Source organism: Streptomyces sp. NPDC023157 (assembly GCF_055560575.1).
This window is the reverse complement of sequence record NZ_JBVHIL010000001.1, coordinates 943,760-963,014: the sequence shown is the minus strand read 5'-3', so window position 1 is coordinate 963,014 and position 19,255 is coordinate 943,760. Positions and strand designations below refer to the sequence as shown.

At 73.8% G+C, this 19,255-nt stretch carries 15 protein-coding genes; 1 reads left to right on the top strand and 14 read right to left on the bottom strand.

What is annotated here, in order from left to right; translation table 11 throughout:
• Positions 1-39: 39 nt before the first annotated feature.
• Complete coding sequence (locus ACZ3ZE_RS04415; RefSeq protein WP_363292899.1) at positions 40-444, bottom strand: globin; 405 nt, start codon at positions 442-444, stop codon at positions 40-42.
• A gap of 270 nt (positions 445-714) precedes the next feature.
• Here ACZ3ZE_RS04415 and ACZ3ZE_RS04410 point away from each other — a divergent pair, with 270 nt between their 5' ends.
• Positions 715-1,680 carry a methyltransferase domain-containing protein gene (locus ACZ3ZE_RS04410; RefSeq protein WP_363292900.1) on the top strand — a complete coding sequence of 322 codons (966 nt, stop codon included), beginning with the start codon at positions 715-717 and terminating at the stop codon, positions 1,678-1,680.
• Between the two features lie 7 nt (positions 1,681-1,687).
• Here ACZ3ZE_RS04410 and ACZ3ZE_RS04405 read toward each other — a convergent pair whose 3' ends face one another.
• The 13 genes from ACZ3ZE_RS04405 to ACZ3ZE_RS04345 form a co-directional block, all read right to left on the bottom strand.
• Positions 1,688-2,989, bottom strand: coding sequence for an FHA domain-containing protein (locus ACZ3ZE_RS04405; protein ID WP_467257281.1), 1,302 nt, complete (start codon positions 2,987-2,989; stop codon positions 1,688-1,690).
• 34 nt (positions 2,990-3,023) lie between these two features.
• Complete coding sequence (locus tag ACZ3ZE_RS04400; protein ID WP_361163051.1) at positions 3,024-4,349, bottom strand: vWA domain-containing protein; 1,326 nt, start codon at positions 4,347-4,349, stop codon at positions 3,024-3,026.
• 90 nt (positions 4,350-4,439) lie between these two features.
• The gene (locus ACZ3ZE_RS04395) at positions 4,440-5,882 is read right to left on the bottom strand and encodes a PP2C family serine/threonine-protein phosphatase (protein ID WP_467257514.1); all 1,443 of its coding nucleotides are present in this window, start codon (positions 5,880-5,882) and stop codon (positions 4,440-4,442) included.
• A 2-nt stretch (positions 5,883-5,884) separates the two neighbouring features.
• The gene (locus ACZ3ZE_RS04390; protein ID WP_361164637.1) at positions 5,885-8,305 is read right to left on the bottom strand and encodes a tetratricopeptide repeat protein; all 2,421 of its coding nucleotides are present in this window, start codon (positions 8,303-8,305) and stop codon (positions 5,885-5,887) included.
• Between the two features lie 59 nt (positions 8,306-8,364).
• Complete coding sequence (locus tag ACZ3ZE_RS04385; protein WP_361163053.1) at positions 8,365-9,642, bottom strand: coiled-coil domain-containing protein; 1,278 nt, start codon at positions 9,640-9,642, stop codon at positions 8,365-8,367.
• A gap of 15 nt (positions 9,643-9,657) precedes the next feature.
• Positions 9,658-10,785, bottom strand: a complete 1,128-nt coding sequence (locus tag ACZ3ZE_RS04380; RefSeq protein WP_467257279.1) for a glutamate ABC transporter substrate-binding protein — start codon at positions 10,783-10,785, stop codon at positions 9,658-9,660.
• 11 nt (positions 10,786-10,796) lie between these two features.
• The gene (locus ACZ3ZE_RS04375) at positions 10,797-12,233 is read right to left on the bottom strand and encodes a hypothetical protein (RefSeq protein ID WP_442304113.1); all 1,437 of its coding nucleotides are present in this window, start codon (positions 12,231-12,233) and stop codon (positions 10,797-10,799) included.
• Positions 12,234-12,530: 297 nt separating this feature from the next.
• Positions 12,531-13,505: an N-acetylglucosamine kinase gene (locus ACZ3ZE_RS04370; protein ID WP_361622471.1), complete on the bottom strand. Its 975-nt coding sequence runs from the start codon at positions 13,503-13,505 to the stop codon at positions 12,531-12,533.
• Entirely contained in the window at positions 13,496-14,761 is a 1,266-nt protein-coding gene (locus ACZ3ZE_RS04365) for a 6-phospho-beta-glucosidase (protein ID WP_361163055.1), read from the bottom strand. Before ACZ3ZE_RS04365 ends, ACZ3ZE_RS04370 begins: the two co-directional genes overlap by 10 nt.
• Positions 14,762-14,770: 9 nt before the next feature.
• Entirely contained in the window at positions 14,771-15,676 is a 906-nt protein-coding gene (locus ACZ3ZE_RS04360; RefSeq protein WP_361163057.1) for a carbohydrate ABC transporter permease, read from the bottom strand.
• Positions 15,677-15,679: 3 nt separating this feature from the next.
• Positions 15,680-16,621 carry a carbohydrate ABC transporter permease gene (locus ACZ3ZE_RS04355; RefSeq protein ID WP_361163059.1) on the bottom strand — a complete coding sequence of 314 codons (942 nt, stop codon included), beginning with the start codon at positions 16,619-16,621 and terminating at the stop codon, positions 15,680-15,682.
• Between the two features lie 6 nt (positions 16,622-16,627).
• Positions 16,628-17,971: an ABC transporter substrate-binding protein gene (locus ACZ3ZE_RS04350; RefSeq protein ID WP_361163061.1), complete on the bottom strand. Its 1,344-nt coding sequence runs from the start codon at positions 17,969-17,971 to the stop codon at positions 16,628-16,630.
• A 52-nt stretch (positions 17,972-18,023) separates the two neighbouring features.
• The gene (locus tag ACZ3ZE_RS04345; RefSeq protein ID WP_361163063.1) at positions 18,024-19,244 is read right to left on the bottom strand and encodes an ROK family protein; all 1,221 of its coding nucleotides are present in this window, start codon (positions 19,242-19,244) and stop codon (positions 18,024-18,026) included.
• Positions 19,245-19,255 lie beyond the last annotated feature (11 nt).

Here is a 19,255-nt window from a genome sequence, read left to right as displayed (position 1 = left end):
ATGTGTCACTCCGCGGTGTCGATCACCCGGCGCCGCCGGTTACTCGGCGGTATTGACCATCGAGGCGGCCGCGTACGTCAGGTACTTCCACAGCTGCGCCTCGTGCTCCGACGCGAGCCCCAGCTCGTCCACCGCGTCCCGCATGTGCCGCAGCCACGCGTCGTGCGCCGCCCGGTCGACCGTGAACGGGGCGTGCCGCATCCGCAGCCGGGGGTGGCCGCGGTGGTCGCTGTAGGTGCGGGGGCCGCCCCAGTACTGGATGAGGAAGAGCACCAGGCGCTCCTCGGCGGGACCGAGGTCCTCCTCCGGGTACATCGGCCGCAGCAGCGGGTCCTCCGCGACGCCCTGGTAGAAGCGGCGGACCAGGCGCCGGAAGGTCTCCTCGCCACCCACCTGCTCGTAGAAGGTCTGCTCCTGAAGCGTGCCGCGCGGAATCTCGTTCACCGTTCCATCGTCTCAGATGCCCCGGCGGAGGACCCGAGGCTTAGGACCTGCCTTTCGGATCATGCCGGGCTCGCGGGGCCTGGCACGCGCGCTCGCCGCGTTGTCGTCGGTCGCCAACGCTCCGCGCTGACTCCCTCCTCCGCCTTGCGATCGCACGCACCAGGCCCCGCTCCCTGATCCGGCCTGATCCGAAAGACAGGCCCTGGGACCCTCCGTCCCGAGACCGGCGACGGGTGGCCGGAACGGTGCGGGTCGCCGCACAGTGGAGCCATGCCCGAGATGTTCGCCGAGGAGGCCGCGCGGGCGCGGCGGGCGCTCGTGCGCGAGATCGAGGCGTACGGAGCCCTGCGCGACCCCGCCTGGCGGGACGCGTTCAACCGGGTCCCGCGCCACCTCTTCGTGCCCTTCTACTACGTGCCCGGCCCCGGCGGCTACGAACGCCTCTGGTCCGGCGACCCCGACCCCGCCCGCCGCACCCGCTGGCTGCGCGGCGCCTACCGCGACACCGCCCTCGCCACCCGGGTCCGGGACGGCGCACTGGTCTCCTCCGCCAGCCAGCCCTCTCTCATGGCGCAGATGCTGGAAGCGCTCGACGTCCGCGACGGCCAGGACGTCCTGGAGATCGGCGCGGGCACCGGCTACCACGCGGCGCTGCTCTGCGACCGCCTCGGCGACCGGCACGTCACCACCGTCGACCTGGACGAGGAGATCGCCGAGTCCGCCCGCGTCCATCTCGCCGCCGCCGGGCACCGGCCCGCCGTGGTCACCGGCGACGGCGCCCGCGGCTGCCCCGAGCACGCCCCCTACGACCGGGTCGTGGCCACCTGCGCGGTGCCCTCCGTCCCGTACTCCTGGCTCGTCCAGTGCCGGCCGGACGCCCTCGTCCTCACCCCGCTCTCCACCGGTCTCGTGCTCCTGCGGGTGACCGGTCCCGAGCACGCGGAAGGACGCTTCCTGCCGACCGCCGCCTACTTCGTCGCCCTGCGCGGCGGCAACGCCCGCACCCTGCGCCCGCGCGTCGGAGGGGTGCCGCGGCGGGTGTACGAGGACGAGGGCTTCCGCTTCCTGGCGACCCTGGCGGCCGGAGGCCTCGACACGCGCGAAGCGCTCTCGCTCTGGCAGCGCGAACGGCGGCCGGAGCGGGAGCGCTTCGGGGTGACGGTGAGCGGCGGGCGGCAGTGGGCCTGGCTGGACGACCCCGAGGGGCCGTACGCCTGGCCACTGCCGGACCTGTGAGGGGGTCTCAGCCGTACCGGACGGTGATCGTCGTCCAGGCGCCGACGTGCACCCGGTCGCCGTCCTGGAGCTGCACCGGCACATAGGGCTGGATCGCGTCGGCGGAGCCGTTGATCGTGGTGCCGTTGGTGGAGTTCTGGTCCACCACCGCCCACGAGCCGTCCGGCTGCTGCACGAGCACCGCGTGCTGGTGCGAGACGCCCGGGTCCTCCGGCGGCACCGACAGGTCGATGTCGGGCGACTCGCCGGTGGAGTGCCGGCGGCGGCCGATGCCGATCTGGTTGCCCTGGAGCCGGATGTGCTGCTCGGGGGAGTACGCGGGCATGTTGAGCCCGCTCGCCTCCGGGCCGCTGCGCTGCATCATCGCCATGAAGTAGTCGCGGTCCGGGCCGATCGTCGCCGTCCACCCCGCGGGCGGACCCGGCTGCCGGAACTGCGGCGGCGGACCCTGCGGGACCGGGCCGGTCGGCGGCATGGGAGCCGGCGGCGCGGGCGCCGGGGGCACCGGTGCCGGGGGCTGCGGCTGCGACGGCGGGGAGATCATCCAGTCGTCGTCCGCGCGCGGCTGCGGCGGCGCGGGCGGCGGAGGCGCCTGGTGGAAGGCCTGCGGGGCCTGCGGGGCCTGCGGCGGACGCTGCGGCGGCGCCTGGTGGTGGGTCGGGTCGGCGCCCAGCGGCTCGGCCGGACGGTTCACCTGCGAGGGGCGCGAGCCCTGGTACTCGTAGGGGTCCGGGTGCGGCGGCTGAGGCTGGTGGGGCGGCTGCTGGTGCTGCGGCGACTGGAAGCCCGGCGGCAGGTTCAGCGCGGGCGGCGGGCCCTGCTGCGGCTGCGGGGCGATCGGCGTGTACGAGGTCGCCGTGTTCGTGAGGAAGTTCCAGCGGCACTCCTCGCAGAACGGCGCCATGTGCTCGCGCGGCGTGCGGCACTGCGGGCACAGCTCCGCCTGGGCGGTCGCGTTCGGGTCGTAGCCCCCGCGACCTCCGGGAGCGTCGTAGCCCCCGGGCGCGTCAAAGCCTCCGGGGCCGTCGTAACCCCCGGGACCGTCGTAACCCCTGGGACCGTCGTAACCCTCAGGAGCGTCATAGCCTCCAGGGCCCCCGGGGCCTCCGTAACCCCCGGGGCCACCAGGGCCTCCGGGCGCGGGCGGCGGCACGGGGCCGCCGGGGCCGGGGTATCCGTACGCGGGTGGCGGCGGCGGGGGAGGCGGCGGTACGGCACCCGTCGGCGCACCCGCCCCGGCCATGCGATGGCCGCAGACCTCGCACCAGTCGTCGGAGACCGACTGGTGTCCGTTCGGGCAGGTCGGCATGTCGGTGCTTCCCCCTCTCGTCATCCGTCGAGCGCTACTTCTTCACGCGAACGGTCTTGGTGGAGCGCGTCTCGAGAGTCATCTCGTCCGCTTCCGCGACTTTCGCCTTCAACCGCACAGTACCCGTCGCCGCGTCGACCACGTCCACTACCTTCGAAAGGAGTTTCGCCGTATCGGCGTTGCCGGAGACCGCCGCGAGCTGCACCGCACGCCCCAGCTTGGCCGTCGCTCCGTCCCGATCGCCCGATTTGCGCGCGTCCAGGCCCTCCTGGATCGCGTCGGCGAGCTCGGCCTGCCCGGTGTAGTGGGCGACCTGCGGGTTGATGGACGTGGACATCACCATGTCGTCGGTCCACACCGCCCGTACCAGCCCCTGGGACAGCGTCGTCGGCGCGCCGCCCGCCGGGTCGGGGACGATCAGCGAGACCCGGGCGGCCAGCATCTCCTGCCCGATCGCGGCCTGCGGGACCCGGACGGAGACGTGGTAGTCGCGGGACTCGTCGCCCCACGAGCCGGTCGGGTAGTCCCCGGCGCGCGGGCCCGCCTCGGTGCGCCGGCCGGTCAGGTCGTCGACCGTCGGCGCCACCTGCTTCACGAAGCCGATCTCCACGCCGACCGGGGTCCACAGGCGCAGCGCGACGTCCGCGACCTCCTTGCCCATAGCGTGCTCCATCATCGTCGTGAAGTCCGCGGCGAGACCGGCCGGATCGGCGACGATGTCGGCCGTGCCGAGCAGCGCCGAGGCGATGCCGGTGACCTCCTTGACCTCCCAGTCGGTGCCCACGCCGCGCGCGTCGCAGGTGAAGCGGCCCGCGCAGGAGTCGAGGGCGTCCCGCAGGTCCTCCGGCGACTCGTGCTCGTTGCGCCCGTCGGTGAGCAGGATGCCGTGCCGGATCGACACGTCGGCCGAGGCGAGCAGCCCGGCGGCGAGCCGCAGCCAGGTGCCGATGGCCGTACCGCCGCCGGCGCTCAGACCGCGCAGCGCGTCCTTGGCCTCGGCGCGGGTGCGGGCGTCGGCGACGGCGAGCCGCCGCCCGCCCGGGTACACCTCCCTGGCGAGGTGGGTGCCGGCGACGACGGCGAAGGAGGTGCCGTCGCGCAGGGTGTCGATCGCGGCGGCGGCGGCCTCGCGGGCCCCGCGCATCTTGGACGCCGGGTAGTCCATCGACCCGGAGCAGTCGAGCATCAGCACGACGGCGGCGGACCCGCCGCCCGGCGTGACCGGTCCCGCGGAGGTGCCGCCTCCGGTGGAGGTGACGGTGACGATCGCGTTGACGTCCCGGCCGCCCTCGGGCAGGTACTCGTTCTGGTAGACGTCCACCGAGAACTGCGGCCCGGTCGGCTTGGAGAAGTTGGCCATGGTGATGTGGCTCCTCGGCTCACGGGAGACGTGAGATGAAGGGAAGGTCGGGTCTCGGGTCTCGGGGTCGGGAACGGGACGGGCGCGGCCTCAGGCCGATCCTGCCCCCGCGGACGGCAGGGTGAACGGCAGCAGCGCGACCGTGACGTTGTCGTGGCCTCCGCCGTCGAGGGCGTGGCCCACCAGGACCTGCGCCCCGTGCAGCGGGCGTCCGGCGGCGTCCGGGGGGACGACCCGGGCCATGTCCTCGGCGCCCTCCGCGTAATTCCACAGGCCGTCGGTGCAGACCACGACCACGCCGGGCCGGTCCGGTTTGAACGAGGCGGTGTGCGGCTCCAGTTCGTACGCGTCCGCGCCGAGCCAGCCGGTGATGGCGTGGGCGCGCTCGTCCGCGTACGCCTCCGCCTCGTTCATCAGGCCCGCGGCGACCATCTGCGCGGCCCACGAGTCGTCCTCGGTGAGCCGGGCGGGCGGCGAGGTGCGGTCGTCGGGCACCCAGTACGCCCGGCTGTCGCCGACCCAGCCGACGACGAGCAGGCCGCCCGCCACGATCGAGCCGACGATGGTGCAGGCCGGGGAGTTCTGGTGCTCGCGCTCCTTGACGGTCTCCTCCGCCAGGGAGTTGACGGCCTCGGCGGCGGCCACGATCGCCTCGTGCATGGCCTGCTGCGGGTGCGTCCCGCGGGGCAGCGCGGTGAGCAGCGCGGCATCGGCGGCGGCCGCGGCGGCGGCGGACGCCTCGTCGGGGCGGGTCGCCGAGGACACCCCGTCGCAGACGATGGCGAGCGTGGCGGGGGAGCCGTCGGGCAGCGCGGTCGAGGACACGGCGAAGGCGTCCTCGTTGCGGTGGTGGCGCAGCCCGCGGTCGCTGACGGCGGCGACCGAGGACAGCTCCTCCTCCATGTGGTCGCGCTCGCGCGGCTGGGCGTGCCCGCAGTGCTCGCAGTACCCGTCCCGGTCCACCCGGCCGGTCCGGCACGCCACGCACAGCTTCCGGCCGTCGGCCTCGCCCTGGAGCGCGGCGCGGGGATCGGGCGCGGCGAGGGTGAAGTCGCCGTCGGTGGCGGACGGTTCGGCGGGGGGCGGGGCGGGGGTCCCGGCGGGCCCGGCGTTCCCGGCGGGGCTCGTGGCGGGGCTCGCGGCGGGGTCGGCGGGACCGGTCGGAACGGCTGCCCCGGTGTTCCCGGCACCCCCGCCCGGCGGCGTGGCGCCCGGCGGCGCGGCAGCCGGTTCCGGTGGCCCGTCGGTGCGGACCGGGACCGTCGGCAGGTCCCGGCCGCCCGAATCGGTACCCGGCAGCTCGCCGGCGTGCTGGGTGGCCGTGGTCAGCGACCCGGGGTCCCGGGGCGGCGCCTCGGGCCAGTCCACCGGCAGGCTGATGGGCACCGTCGGGCGGTCCGTCGCGGGCTCCGGTTCCGGAGCCGCCGACAGGTCGTATCCGCAGGCCCCGCAGAAGCGGTCGCCCGACTCGAGCGGCTCCGCGCACTCGGGGCAGGTCCCCAGGGGGTGCGGCTGCTTGGGCTTCAGGGACATACTCACACCCACGTCCTGGGGCGGAAACGGTTGGCCCGCTCCACCAGTTCGATCCTCTCCTCGCCCTGCTGGGCGAGCCGGGCGAGCACCCGGTACGAGCGTTCGAGGCCGAAGCGCAGTCCGCGCTCGTCCAGTGCGCTGCCGAGCAGCACCGTGCCGGCCGGACCCGCGCCGGGGCTCCCGGACAGCACCCAGTCCAGGGCCGTGCCCAGCACCTCCGTGGAGAGGCGCTCGCGGCGCACCGCGTCCAGGCCGAAGCCCTGCAGCGCGGAGACCTGCGCGGCGGCGGCCGTCAGGTCGGCGCCCAGCGGCTCGTTCGCGGGGCGGCGGCGCAGCCGGGCCCGCACCGCGGCGACCCGGGCCGCCGTGTAGTGGATGGACGACTCGGGCACGGACTCCAGGGTGCGCACCGCGGCGGCCCGGTCGCCCGCCGCCAGCTGCACCCGGGCCAGGCCGAACGCGGCGCTGACATAGCTCGGGTCGGTCGCCCACACCAGGCGGTAGTACTCCGCCGCGTTGTCCAACTGGCCCAGGAACTCGGCGCAGATGCCGAGCGCCAGCTTGGGCGCCGGCTCGCCGGGGAAGGCGTCGTAGATCGCGTCGAAGGAGAGCGCGGCGCCCGTCTGGTCGCCGGTGACCAGCGAGGTGACGCCCCGGTACCAGACCACCCGCCAGTCGTCCGGGTGCCGTTCCTCCAGGGCGGCGAGCGCCCGGCCGGCCGCCGCGACGTCGCCCATCTCCAGCCGGGCCCGCAGCTCCCGCAGCCGCAGTTCGAGCGAGGCGACGGGCGCGGCGTGCAGGGCGGTGATCAGCTCGGCGGGGGCGGCGGCCAGCAGACCGGCGAGGAAACCGGCGTTCGGGTCGCCCGGGTCGACCCGCGGCACCGGCAGCGCGAGCGCGGTCGCGGGCACGTCGAGCGGGCGCAGGAAGCTGCCGCCCCGCCCGGCGACGGAGGTCGGCAGCGCCTTGCGCGCCCGCCGGGGGGCGCGGGCCCCGAGCACCGACACGTCGTCCGTGTGCTCCTCGAACAGCTCGCTGTCGGTGACCCGGGTCTCCGCGCCGAACAGGGTCGACAGGGCCGGGCGGGGGCGGCCCGACTGGAGGGCGACGACCTCCCGAAGGACGCCCGTCAGCTGCTCGGCCATCTCCTGCGCGGAGGCGAACCGGCGCCCCGGGTCGGGGTCGGTGGCGCGGACGAGCAGGCGGTAGAACGACTCGTAGGTCCGCAGCACCTCGATGCCGTCGGGCTCGGGCAGCGAGTCCACGAAGACGTTGGTGTAGCCCTGGAAGTCGAAGGTCAGCACGGCCAGGGTGCGCGCGACGGTGTACAGGTCGCTCGCCACCGACGGGCCGAGTTCGGCGACCTCGGGCGCCTGGTAGCCGACCGTGCCGTAGATCGCCGACTCGTCGTCGTCCATCCGCCGGACCGCGCCCATGTCGATCAGCTTCAGCTGGTCCTCGGTCTGGATCGCGTTGTCGACCTTGAAGTCGCAGTAGAGCAGGTTGCGGCTGTGCAGGTGGCCGAGGGCCTCCAGGGCCTCGATGCCGTACGCGCAGGCCTGCTCGACCGGCAGCGGGTCGCGGCGTCCGTCGGGGGTGCGCCGGTCGTTGGCGATCTCCTTGAGGGACTTGCCGCCCACGTACTCCATGACGATGTAGCCGTCCATGGAGCCGGTCCGCTGGTCGAGGTGCTCGACGAAGTTGTAGATGCGGACGATGTTGGAGTGCTCGATCTCGGCGAGGAAGCGGCGCTCGGAGATCGCCGCCGCCATGGCGTCCTGGTCGCCGGTGTCGAGCAGGCCCTTGAGGACCACCCAGCGGTCGGAGACCGCCTTGTCGACCGCGAGGTAGATCCAGCCGAGGCCGCCGTGCGCGAGGCAGCCGGCGACCTCGTACTGCCCGTGCACCACGTCCCCGCCGCGCAGCTTCGGCACGAAGGAGTACGGGTGCCCGCACTTGGTGCAGAAGCCCTCCGTGCGGCCGGCCCGGTCGCCGCGCGAACGGCCCACCGGAGCACCGCAGTCGGAGCGGGAGCAGAATCGCTTCCGCTCGGGCACCTCGGGGTTGGTCATCACCGCGGCCCGCGGGTCGGGGCGCGGCACCTCGGGGACCGTCACCAGGCCCGCGCCGAGCCGGCCCCGGCCGGACTGGCCGCCGGTCGCGCCGGAGCTGCGCACCGACACCGAGCGGGCCGTGCTCGGCCCGGACAGCGCGCGCGAGAGGCGCCCGGAGACGGAACGCCGCGAGGTCGAGGAACGCGAGGAGCTGCGGGAGGAGGCGCGCGAGCCCGACCGGGACGACTCGGACCGGTCGGCCCCCCGCCCGGCCGCCGCGAGCCCCGTCGGGGTGGAGGCGAGCAGCCCGCCGGGCGCGACGACGGGGGCGAGACCGCAGGTGTCGCAGTACAGCTCGCCGCCGCCCATGTCCTCGTACGCGCCCTCGCACGCCGGACGCTGACAGCTGCTCACTCCGGTCTCCCCGCTCACCACTGGTTCCCCCTGTCGTCCCTCGGCCCGGACAGTGTCTCCGTCGCCGCCTGCTGGTAGCGCAGCACCGCCTGCTCGGCCACCCGCAGATCGCACGGGGCGCTCCACAGCATCCGGCGGGCCGCGTCGTACCGCTCGATCAGCAGCGGGTCCTCCGCCGCGCCGAGCCGGGCCACCTTCGCCTTGTACGCGTCGAGCCGGCCGCGCAGTTCCGCGCGGACGGCCAGCGGCGCGGTCACTGCGGTCAACGACTCGCGGGCGCGCAGCAGTTCGTCCTCCGCCTCCCGTTCGAGGGAGTCGAGGAGCGGGGACAGCCGGTGCCACTGGGCGTGCCTGCGGTACTCGGCGGCGGCGACCAGCCGCTCGTGCAGGGCCGTCGGCGGTCCGCTGACGGCCGGCACCTCCGAGGCGGCGATCTTCGCGAGGACCTCGCCGCGGGCGGACCGGGCCTCCGCGAGCGTGCGGTCCGCCCGGGACAGCACGTCCCGCAGGCGCAGCAGCCGGTCCTCCGAGTCCTGCCGGACCTGGAGCACGGCCTCGATCTCCCGCCGGATGTCCTCCAGGGCGCGGGCCGCCCGGTCGTACCGTCCGGTGTCGGGGCGGCCGCCGCCCGGGGCCGAACTGCCCGCCGCGGGCTGCCAGAAGGCGAGCGGGTCGGACACCACCTGGGAGCGCAGCGCGAGCAGCTCGGCGGTGATCGACTCCAGCTCGTCGCCGGCCGGGTGCTCCCCGGGCCGCACCCCGACGGAGTGCGCGAGGGAGCGGGTCCGGCCCAGCTCGGCGGCGAGCAGGTCTATCCGCGCGGGCAGCGCGGACCAGACGGCGTCGGCGGTGACGACCACGTCGAGCGAGGCCGCGTACAGCTCGTTCATCCGGCGGACCAGCTGTTCGAGGGTGAACCGCTCGGTCAGCGCGGCCTGTTCCAGCGCACCGCCCGGGACGTGCACGCTCTCGCCGCGCAGCCGCTCGGTCAGCTCGGTCAGCTCCTCGCGGCCGGGCCAGCGGCGCCGGGCGCGCAGCTCACGGGCGGCGTGCAGGGCGGCGGTGTACGCGTCGAAGTAGGCCCAGAGCAGGGTGATCGTCCGCTCGGTGGACTGCCAGCGGTCCCGGGTCGTCCCGGTCAGCTCGGCGCCTTCGAGCAGTCTGCGGCCGGCGTGGTCCTGGAGCGCGAGGAGCGAGTCCTCGACGGCCTTGTGCTCCGCGCCGAGCCGCGCCAGCGCACGGTCCACCTCGTCCCGGTCCATCACCGGCCCAGGGGGTCCCGTGACGCCCATCGATCACCTCTCGCTCTACTTGTACTTCGGTGCGGGCGGCCCGGATATCCCGGGCAGGTCCGCCTTCAGCCAGGTCTCGTACGCCTTCTGCCAGGGGCCCTGCCGGTAGTTCACGAGGACCTTGTTGACCCGGCGGACCAGGTCGTCGTCGCCCAGCTTGGCGGCCACTCCGTAGTACTCGGTGGTGAACGGCTTCCCCTTGAGCTCGACGGCCGGGTCCTGGGCGGCCTGGCCGGCGGCCAGCGCGTTGTCCGTGAGGACCGCGTCGACCTCGCCCATCTGCAGCCGGGCCAGGCAGTCCAGCTGGTTGGGGACGGTGAGCTGGTCGGGGTCGTCCCTGGTGCCGTCGCCGACGTCCTTGAAGACCGCGCCGAACGACTTCTCCTCCAGGGCCTCGTAGGCCGTGGAGCCCTCCGCGGTGCAGACCCGCTTGCCGCTGAGGGAGGCGTCGTAGCCGGTGATCTCCGAGTCCTTGGGGGCGAGGATCTGCTGCCCGACCTGGAAGTAGGCGGTGGAGAAGGCGACCTGCTGGATGCGCTTGCAGTTGATCGTCATCGTGCGGACCACGAGGTCGACCTTGCGGCTCTCCAGGGCGGCGATCCGCTGGTTGGTCGGGATGGTCCGGAAGACGATGGCGTTCTCGTCGCCGAGGATGTCCTGGGCGATGGCCCGGGCCAGGTCGATGTCGAAGCCGACGAGCCGGCCGGGGGTGGTCTCCTTCCGCCCGTCGGGCAGCACCTCGGTCGTGGCGGGCGTGCGGTAGCCCCAGCGGTAGCTGTTCTGGTCGACGCCCACGATCAGCTTGCCGCGCTGCTTGATGGCTGCCACGGCGGGGCCGTCGACACCGGACGGGGAGAGCGAGGCCTCGGGGCTCTCGCAGCTCTCCGCCCGCACCTGCACGCCGGTGCCCACCCCGGGACCCGTGAGGCCGGCCGCCGGGGCGCTGGGGGCGGCGTGCGGCAGCGACAGCAGGGTCAGCGAGGCGGTCAGCGCGCAGACCGTGGCCATGGCGGCGACGCCGCCCCAGCCGCGCAGGCGTCCGGCGACCCGGCGCGCGGTGCGGCGGACCCCCGCCGGGGCCGCGGGCGCGGTGCGGTCCGGCACCCGGCCCGCCGGGCTCGTGTGTGCGACGCCGTCCGGCATCCCGCCCCCTCTCACCGGTACTCCGACAGTCTGCGGTTGATGCCCGTCACGGCGCACGCCGCGCCGAGGACGCCGAGGACGGCCGCGCCCAGCGGCAGCCCGGTCAGCGCGTCCCGGCCGCCCTCGGCGGCCCGGGTGAACTCGTCCTGCTCGTGGGCGAGGGCCCGGCCGAGGGCCGCGTCGACCTGGTCGAAGGACCGGCCGGTCGAGTCCGTCGGGCCGATGATCCGCCGCATCGCGCCGTCGAAGTCGCCCGCGTCGTCCTTCTCCCGCGCCTGGGCGTGCCGTTCGCGCCACTCGCCGGCCCGGGCGGCGGCCTCGGTGAGCGGGGTGCGGCCCTCCTCGTCGTCGGCGAGCCGGGTCGCCGAGTCGAGGGCGGCGGTCAGGGCGGACACGCTGGCCGCGTAGTCCGCCTCGTACTTGTCGCGCTTGCCGTCCTCGGTGAGGACGGCGCCGCGCGCGACGACGGTCAGGTTCTCGCTGGCGCGGGCCTTCAGGGAGCTGATCCGGGCCTCGTTGAGCACCTGGAGGGAGTCCTGGCCGTGGGTCCGGGCGTCGTCGAGGCCGGCGCGGGCCAGGCCCTGGCCGACGAGCAGCCACATCAGGCCGACCACGCAGGCGGCGGTCGCGCCGAGCAGCCCGCGGTTGAACACCCGGTTGGTCCGCGCGTAGCCGCGGCGCTGGGCCCAGATCAGGGCGGCGAGCGCGAGCACGCCGAGGGCGAGCGAGAGGAACGGCCAGACGCGGGCCTCGTCGTCGTCCTGGTGCAGCCGCAGGGTCTCCGCCGCGTACAGCCGCTCGGCGGCGGGCAGCAGCTCCTGGGCCATCGTCTGGTTGGCGTAGCGCAGATAGGCGCCGCCGAGGGGCAGGCCCTGCCGGTTGGCGGCGCGGGCCCGCTCCACCAGGCCGGTGTAGCGGGGCAGGTGCTCGCTGAGCGTGGCCAGCTCGCGGGCCGAGTCGCCGGAGGCGTCGGTGCTGGCGGCGGCCCTCACCAGGAGCCGGGAGGCGGTGGTGACGTCGTCGGCGTACCGCTCGCGGATCTGCGTGGACTCCTGCGGGCCGGCCAGGAAGCCGCTCGCGGCGGTGGCGTCGGCGTCGGCGAGCGAGCGGTAGATGTCGGCGGCGTCGGCGCTGAGCGGCTGGCTGCGGCCCACCACGTCGTCCGCGTACGAGGCGCGGTCGGCGACCTCGAAGGCGGTGACGGCCCCGAAGGCGACGACGAGCAGCGCCAGGACGGCACCCAGGACGCGGAGCCGGCCGGGCTCGGTCGTGGCGGCCCGGCGCAGCAGCTCACGGCCCTGTGCCCAGGCGCCGGGCGCGGCGGGCGGCGGGAGCTCGGCCGGGACCCCCGGCCCCGCTTGTGCGGGCACGCCGGAACCCGGTCGCGCGGCCGCGCTGGTGGCGCCCTGCGCCGCCGAGGCGGCGGGCGCGTTCGGCGGGTGTGTCACGTGACCTCCCCCTCGGTCTGAGACGTCGACCTGTCCTTCCGGCGGAGCGGCGGACGCCTCCCGGCCAGCAGTATGGCCGCAGCGACTCGCCCGCACACCGGGATTGACTCGATCTTGTACCTATCGTGCCGCATGCCCGCGGAGCTTCCGCGGGCGAACCCCCCTTCACACATCCCTCACTTTGAATACGTCGCCCAGCCGGAATCGGTTCCTTCTCGAACGTCGCTCGTACGAGTGAACACGCGTGCGGGGCGCCCCGTGAGGGAACGCCCCGCATCCGCACCGCGCCCGCGCCGGTCAGGCCCCGTAGTGCTCCCGCAGCCGCGCCGCCGCGCCCGGAGCCGCGCCCCAGGCGTCCAGGGCCAGCAGCCCCGCGCCCAGCACCGGCGGGGCGGTCACCACACCGATCACCGCCTTCGGGGCCCGAGCCGCGAGGAGTTCCGCGATCCGCGCGTCGAGCCGCGGATGGCGGGCGGCCAGCACGCTGCCGCCCAGCATCACCGGGGCCGCCTCGTCGAGCAGCCCGAGCCGCCCGAGGGCGACCGAGGCCAGTGCCACGACCTCGTCGGCCAGCCGGTCCACGAGGGCCCCGGCGACCGGGTCGCCCGCCGCGCTCGTACGGAACAGCACCGGCGTCAGCTCGTGCCTCCGCTCCGGCGGGATCCGCCCCAGGTGCAGCGCCTCTATCAGCGCGTACATCGTCGGCAGACCGAAGTGCTCCGGCAGGGTGCGGGCGAGCTCCGTGGCCTCGCCGCGCCCGTCCTCGGCGCGCGCCGCGAACCACAGGGCCTCGTCGGCGAGTCCGCCGCCCCCGCCCCAGTCGCCGGAAATCTTCCCGATCGCGGGGAACCGGGCCGTCCGCCCGTCCGGCAGCATGCCGACGCAGTTGATCCCCGCCCCGCACACCACGGCCACCCCCCGCGGCTCGTCGATCCCGGCCCGCAGGATCGCGAAGGTGTCGTTGTGGACGTGGACCGAGCGGCTCCAGCCGCGCGCCTCCAGGGCCGCCAGCAGCTCCGCCTCCTCCACCGGGAGGTCGGCGTTGGCGAGGCAGGCCGCGACCACCTCGAACTCGGCGGGCGTCCCGGCCTCGGCGCAGGCCCGGCCGACGATCTCGGCGAGCGCGTCGACGGCCGTCCCCACCCCCACCACGGGCGGCTGGAACCCGCCGCCGCGCGCCGCGCCGAGGACGGTGCCGTCCTCGGCGACGACGGCGACGTCGGTCTTGCTGTTACCGGCGTCGACGGCCAGCGCCACCCGTCTCACGCCCACGCGAGGTGCTCCCGGTTGTGCGCGATCAGCCGGTCGGTCAGCGCCTCGGCGTACGCGAACTGCCCCACCAGCGGGTGCGCGAGCAGCGCCTTGAACACCCGGTCCCGGCCGCCCTTGAGCGCCGCCTCCAGCGCCAGGTCCTCGTACGCGGTGACGTTGGCGACCAGTCCCGCGTACAGCGGGTCGAGCCGCGGCACCGCCAGCGGGGTGGCACCGTTCGCGCCCACCGCGGCCTGCACCTCGATCACGGCGTCGTCCGGCAGGAACGGCAGCGTGCCGTTGTTGTACGTGTTCACCACCTGGTACGGGGAGCCGCCCCCGCCGAGCAGCGAGGCGGCCAGATCCACGGCCGCCTCCGAGTAGAAGGCGCCGCCGCGCTTGCCGAGCAGCGCCGGCTTCTCGTCGAGCGCGGGGTCCCCGTACATCTCCAGGAGCTGCTTCTCCATCGCGGCGACCTCGGCGGCCCGCGAGGGCTTGGAGCCGAGCTCCCGTACGACGGCGTCGTGCGCGTAGAAGTAGCGCAGGTAGTACGAGGGGACGACGCCGAGCCGGTCCACGAGGTCGCGGTCCATGCGCAGGTCGGCCGCGACGGCCTCACCGTGCTCGGCGAGCAGCCGGGGCAGCACGTCCTCGCCCTCGGGGCCGCCGAGCCGTACCCCGGTCTCCCAGGTCAGGTGGTTGAGGCCGACGTGGTCGAGGTGGACCTCGCCGGGGGAGACGTCCAGGAGCGCGGCGAACTTGCGCTGGAAGCCGATCGCCACGTTGCACAGGCCGACCGCCTTGTGCCCGGCCTGGAGCAGCGCCCGGGTGACGATGCCGACCGGGTTGGTGAAGTCGATGATCCAGGCGTCCGGGTTGGCGCGGCGCACCCGTTCGGCGATGTCCAGGACGACGGGGACCGTGCGCAGCGCCTTGGCGAGGCCGCCGGCGCCGGTGGTCTCCTGGCCGACGCAGCCGCACTCCAGCGGCCAGGTCTCGTCCTGTTCGCGGGCGGCCTGTCCGCCGACGCGCAGCTGGAGCAGGACGGCGTCCGCGCCGTCGACCCCCGCGTCGAGGTCCGAGGTGGTGACGATCCGGCCCGGGTGCCCCTGCTTGGCGAAGATCCGCCGGGCGAGGCCGCCGACCAGGTCGAGCCGGTCGGCCGCCGGGTCGACGAGGACGAGTTCGGTGATGGGCAGGGTGTCGCGCAAGCGCGCGAACCCGTCGATCAGTTCGGGGGTGTAGGTGGAGCCGCCCCCCACGACAGCGAGCTTCATAACAGTCGGCTAGCCCTTCACTCCGGTCAGCGTGACACCCTCGACGAACGCCTTCTGGGCGAAGAAGAAAACGAGGATCACGGGGGCCATGACCAGGACGGTCGCGGCCATGGTCAGATTCCAGTCGGTGTGGTGCGCGCCCTTGAAGGACTCCAGGCCGTAGCTCAGGGTCCACGCCCCCGGGTTGTCCGAGGCGTAGATCTGCGGTCCGAAGTAGTCGTTCCACGCGGCGAAGAACTGGAAGAGCGCGACGGCCGCGATCCCCGGCTTCGCCATCGGCAGCACGATCCTGACGAGGGTGCGCAGTTCGCCGCAGCCGTCCACACGGGCCGCGTCGAGGTATTCGTTCGGGATGGTCATCAGGAACTGGCGCAGCAGGAAGATGGAGAACGCGTCGCCGAAGGCCATCGGGATGATCAGCGGCCACAAGGTGCCGGACAGGTCCAGCTCCTTGGCCCAGAACAGGTACATCGGGATGACCACGACCTGCGGCGGCAGCATCATCATCGAGATCACCAGGATCAGCGAGAGGCTGCGCCCGCGGAAGCGGAACTTGGCGAGCGCGTACGCCACCGGGATCGAGGACACCACCGTCAGGACGGTGCCGAGCCCCGCGTACAGCAGGGTGTTGCGCCACCAGGTGAGGAAGCCGGGGGTCTCGAAGACGCGGACGTAGTTGCCCCACTCCCAGGTGTTCGGGGTGAGGTCGCGGGTGAGCGCCTGCTGGTCGCTCATCAGCGAGGTGAACAGGACGAAGACGAACGGCAGCACGAAGAACAGGGCGGCCGCGACGCCGAGCGAGTGCACCGCGATCCAGTGCAGCAGCGCCTTGCGGCGGGCGGTGCGGGCGGCGGGGGTGACCCCGCCGGCCGGCCGCTCCTGCCGTGTCTTCGGGGGGTCGAGTACCTGGCTCACGGGTCAGTCACCTGCCTGGATCAGGCCGCCGCGGCGGCGCATGAGCAGCCCGGTGAAGAGCATGGCCAGGGCGAAGAGGACGAGGGCGATGGCGCAGGCCGCTCCGTAGTCGAAGCGCTGGAAGCCGAGGTTGTAGACGAGCTGCGGCAGGGTCAGCGTGGACTTGTCCGGGTAGCCGGGCTCGAACGGCTGGCCGGAGCCGCCGATGACGCCGGAGGCGACCTTCCCGGCCACCAGCGGCTGGGTGTAGTACTGCATCGCCTGGATGACGCCGGTGACCACGGCGAACATCACGATCGGCGAGATGTTCGGCAGGGTCACGTACCGGAACCGCTGGAGGGCCGAGGCCCCGTCCAGTTCGGCCGCCTCGTACTGCTCCTTCGGTACGTCGAGCAGCGCGGCCATGAAGATCACCATCAGGTCGCCGACGCCCCACACCGCGAGCATGGTGAGCGCGGGCTTGGACCAGGCGGCGTCGGTGAACCAGGCGGGGCCGGGCACGCCGACCCCTTCGAGCAGCGAGTTCACCGGGCCGGTGCCGGGGTTGAGCAGGAAGACGAAGGCGAGCGTGGCCGCGACCGGCGGCGCCAGGTACGGCAGGTAGAACAGGGTGCGGAAGACCCCGGCACCGGTCTTGATCTTCGTGATGAGCAGGCCGACGCCGAGTCCGAAGACGACCCGGCAGGCGACCATCACGACGACCAGCCACAGGGTGTTGCGCAGCGCCGGCCAGAACATGGGGTAGTCCCGGAAGACGTACGTCCAGTTCTCCAGGCCGTTGAAGGACGGGGCGGTGAAGCCGTCGTAGTCCATGAAGGAGAAGTAGACGGTGGAGACCATCGGGTAGGCGAAGAAGACGCCGAACCCGATCAGCCACGGCGACATGAAGGCCGCCGTCCGAAGCGCCGATCTGCGGCGCTTCGCGCGAAGGGTGTGGGTGGTCATCGGACGTTACTTCGCCTTGGCGATGTCGGTGTCGATCTGCGCGGCGGTCTTCGCCAGGCCGGCCTTCAGGTCGGTCACCGAGCCCTTCTCGTACTGGAGGGCGAAGTCCTGGAGCGTGTTGAGGTAGGTCGCGCCGTTGATCGCGCCGGCCGGGGTGTTGGACTTCTCGTGCCGGGCGATGTCGAGGAAGGTCTTGAAGCGCGGGTCGACCTTCAGGTTCGGCGAGTCCAGCGCCCCGAAGGTGGAGGGCACGTTGCGGATGTCGTTGGCGAAGGCGACGACGGCCTCGGTGTCCGTGGTCATGAACTTGATCAGTTCCCAGGCCGCGTTCTGCTTCCTGCTCTGCGGAGCGATGCCCATGATCGTGCCGGAGAGAAAGCCCTTGCCGTAGTCGGCGGCCTGGCTGTCCGGTACGGGCATCGGGGCGACGCCGATGTCGAAGGGCACCTTGGCGTCGGTGGCCATGCCGAGCCGCCACTCGCCGTCCATCTGCATGGCGACCTGACCGGTGTGGAAGGGGTGCGTGGAGCCCCACTCGTCGCCGAAGCCGGTGCGGTACCTCTCCAGCTTCTCGTAGCCGCCGAGTTCGTCGACCATCTTCTTCTGGACGGTCATCATCTCGGCGATGCCGGGCTCGGTGCCGACGGTCGACTTGCCGTTCGCGTCGAAGTAGGCCGGGCCCCAGCTGCCCAGGTAGTGCTCGCTGGTGGTCTCGTAGCCGTGGTAGTTCGGCATGAAGCCGAGCTGCTCGTACGAGTCGCCCTTGGTCTTCGTCAGCGCCTTGGCGGTGGTCAGCAGCTCGGAGTAGGTCCGCGGCGGCTTCTCGGGGTCGAGGCCCGCCTTCTTGAAGGCGGTCTTGTTGTAGTAGAGGCCGTAGGCGTCGGTGAGCAGCGGCATCGCGCAGCGCTTGCCCTCGAACTGGGTGTACCCCAGCAGCGTCTTGGGGATGATCTTGTCGAGGTCGAGCCTGGACTTCTCGATGAACGGCTTCAGGTCGGCGAAGGCGCCGGAGGAGCAGAACTTGCCCACGTTGGACGTCGTGAAGGACGAGACGACGTCGGGGCCCTTCGAACCGCCGGTGCGCAGCGCCTGGTTGAGCTTGTCGTCGTTGATGCCGCCGACGACCTTCACCGTGATGTTCGGGTGCGCCTTCTCGAAGCGGGCGATGTTGTTGTTGATCGCCTTCACCTCGGACGGGGTGTTCCAGCCGTGCCAGAAGGTGATCGTCGTCTTCGCGTGGGGGTCGTCGGTGGTGCCGTTGTCCGCCGAGCCGGTACAGGCGGAGGCGAAGAGGGCTATGGAGGCGGTGGCGGCGAGCGGGGCGGCGAGCCGGCGCTGGCGTGCGGGCATGGCGGGTCTCCCTGGAACGGGCGGGGGGGCGGTGGTGGGGGCGGTTCAGGGGCTACCGGGAGGTGTCGAAGACCTCGTCCCGGGTGGTGGCCAGCGCGCATTCGAGCGCGCCGCGCAGGACGGGGGTCGCTTCCACGGTGGCGAGGACGAGCCGTGGCCGGGAGGCGGCCAGGTCGGCGAGCTGGGTCTGGACGCGGGCCCGCAGCGGCTCGCCGCCCGCGGTGATCGCGGGGCCGGCGAGCACGAGGAGCTCGGGGTCGAGCACGGCGACGAGGGAGGCGAGTCCGGTGGCGAGGCGTTCGGCGTAGGTGTCGAGGAGCCCGGCGTACCGCTCGTCCTCGGTGTGCGCGGTGACGGCGTGCGCGAGCAGGGCGGCGGCGGTCTCCACGTACGGCTGTTCGCGGGTCTCGATGCCGAGGGACTTGGCGATCCGGGGGATGGACTGGACGCCGGCCAGCTCCTGGAAGCCGCCGGAGTTGGCCTTGGTGACCTGGCGCACCAGCGGGGTGCCGGGCACGGGCAGGAAGCCGACCTCGCCGGCGCCGCCGGTGAAGCCGCGGTGCAGCCGCCCGCCGAGCACGAGGGCCGCGCCGACGCCGGTCTCGCTCCACAGCAGTGCGAAGTCCTCGTGGCCCTGGGCGGCCCCGATGCGCTGCTCGGCGATGGCGACGAGGTTGACGTCGTTCTCGTACTCGAACGGCATGGGCAGGGCGACGGCCAGCTCCTCCAGCAGGGTGGGGGAGTGCCAGCCGGGCAGGTGGGAGGCGTACCGCAGGCGCCCGGTGGCCGGGTCGAAGGCGCCGGGGGTGCCGATGACGATCCGGTGCACCTCGCCGAGCCCGCCGAGCCCGGCCGCCGCGACGGCCCCGGCGAGGGCGTCGACGACCTGCCGGACCACGCCGCCCTCCGCCGTACGGCCGGGCGTCGGCAGCTCGAACTCGCCGACCACCGCGCCGGTGACGTCGGCGACGGCCGCGCGGATCCGGCGCGGGGTGACGTCGAGCGCCGCCGCGTGGGCGGCCCGCGGGTTCACCGCGTACAGCTGCGCGTTGGGTCCGGGGCGGCCGGCGGTGGTGCCGGTCTCGATCACGAGCCCGGCCGCCGCGAGGCGGGCGAGCAGCTGCGAGGCGGTCGGCTTGGAGAGGCCGGTCAGCTTGCCGATCCGGGTCCGTGAGAGGGGCCCGTGGGCCAGGAGGAGTTCGAGGGCGGCGCGGTCGTTCATGGCGCGCAGGACGCGCGGGGTTCCGGGGGTTCCCGGGGTCGTACCTGCCATGTCGGATCCGC

Bases quoted from the DNA above. Each gene is read 5' to 3' on its own strand.
- ACZ3ZE_RS04410 (WP_363292900.1), top strand. From the start codon at position 715: ATGCCCGAGATGTTCGCCGAGGAGGCCGCGCGGGCGCGGCGGGCGCTC.
- ACZ3ZE_RS04405 (WP_467257281.1), bottom strand. From the start codon at position 2,989: ATGCCGACCTGCCCGAACGGACACCAGTCGGTCTCCGACGACTGGTGC.
- ACZ3ZE_RS04400 (WP_361163051.1), bottom strand. From the start codon at position 4,349: ATGGCCAACTTCTCCAAGCCGACCGGGCCGCAGTTCTCGGTGGACGTC.
- ACZ3ZE_RS04395 (WP_467257514.1), bottom strand. From the start codon at position 5,882: ATGTCCCTGAAGCCCAAGCAGCCGCACCCCCTGGGGACCTGCCCCGAG.
- ACZ3ZE_RS04390 (WP_361164637.1), bottom strand. From the start codon at position 8,305: ATGGGCGGCGGCGAGCTGTACTGCGACACCTGCGGTCTCGCCCCCGTC.
- ACZ3ZE_RS04385 (WP_361163053.1), bottom strand. From the start codon at position 9,642: ATGGGCGTCACGGGACCCCCTGGGCCGGTGATGGACCGGGACGAGGTG.
- ACZ3ZE_RS04380 (WP_467257279.1), bottom strand. From the start codon at position 10,785: ATGCCGGACGGCGTCGCACACACGAGCCCGGCGGGCCGGGTGCCGGAC.
- ACZ3ZE_RS04365 (WP_361163055.1), bottom strand. From the start codon at position 14,761: ATGAAGCTCGCTGTCGTGGGGGGCGGCTCCACCTACACCCCCGAACTG.
- ACZ3ZE_RS04355 (WP_361163059.1), bottom strand. From the start codon at position 16,621: ATGACCACCCACACCCTTCGCGCGAAGCGCCGCAGATCGGCGCTTCGG.
- ACZ3ZE_RS04350 (WP_361163061.1), bottom strand. From the start codon at position 17,971: ATGCCCGCACGCCAGCGCCGGCTCGCCGCCCCGCTCGCCGCCACCGCC.
- ACZ3ZE_RS04345 (WP_361163063.1), bottom strand. From the start codon at position 19,244: ATGGCAGGTACGACCCCGGGAACCCCCGGAACCCCGCGCGTCCTGCGC.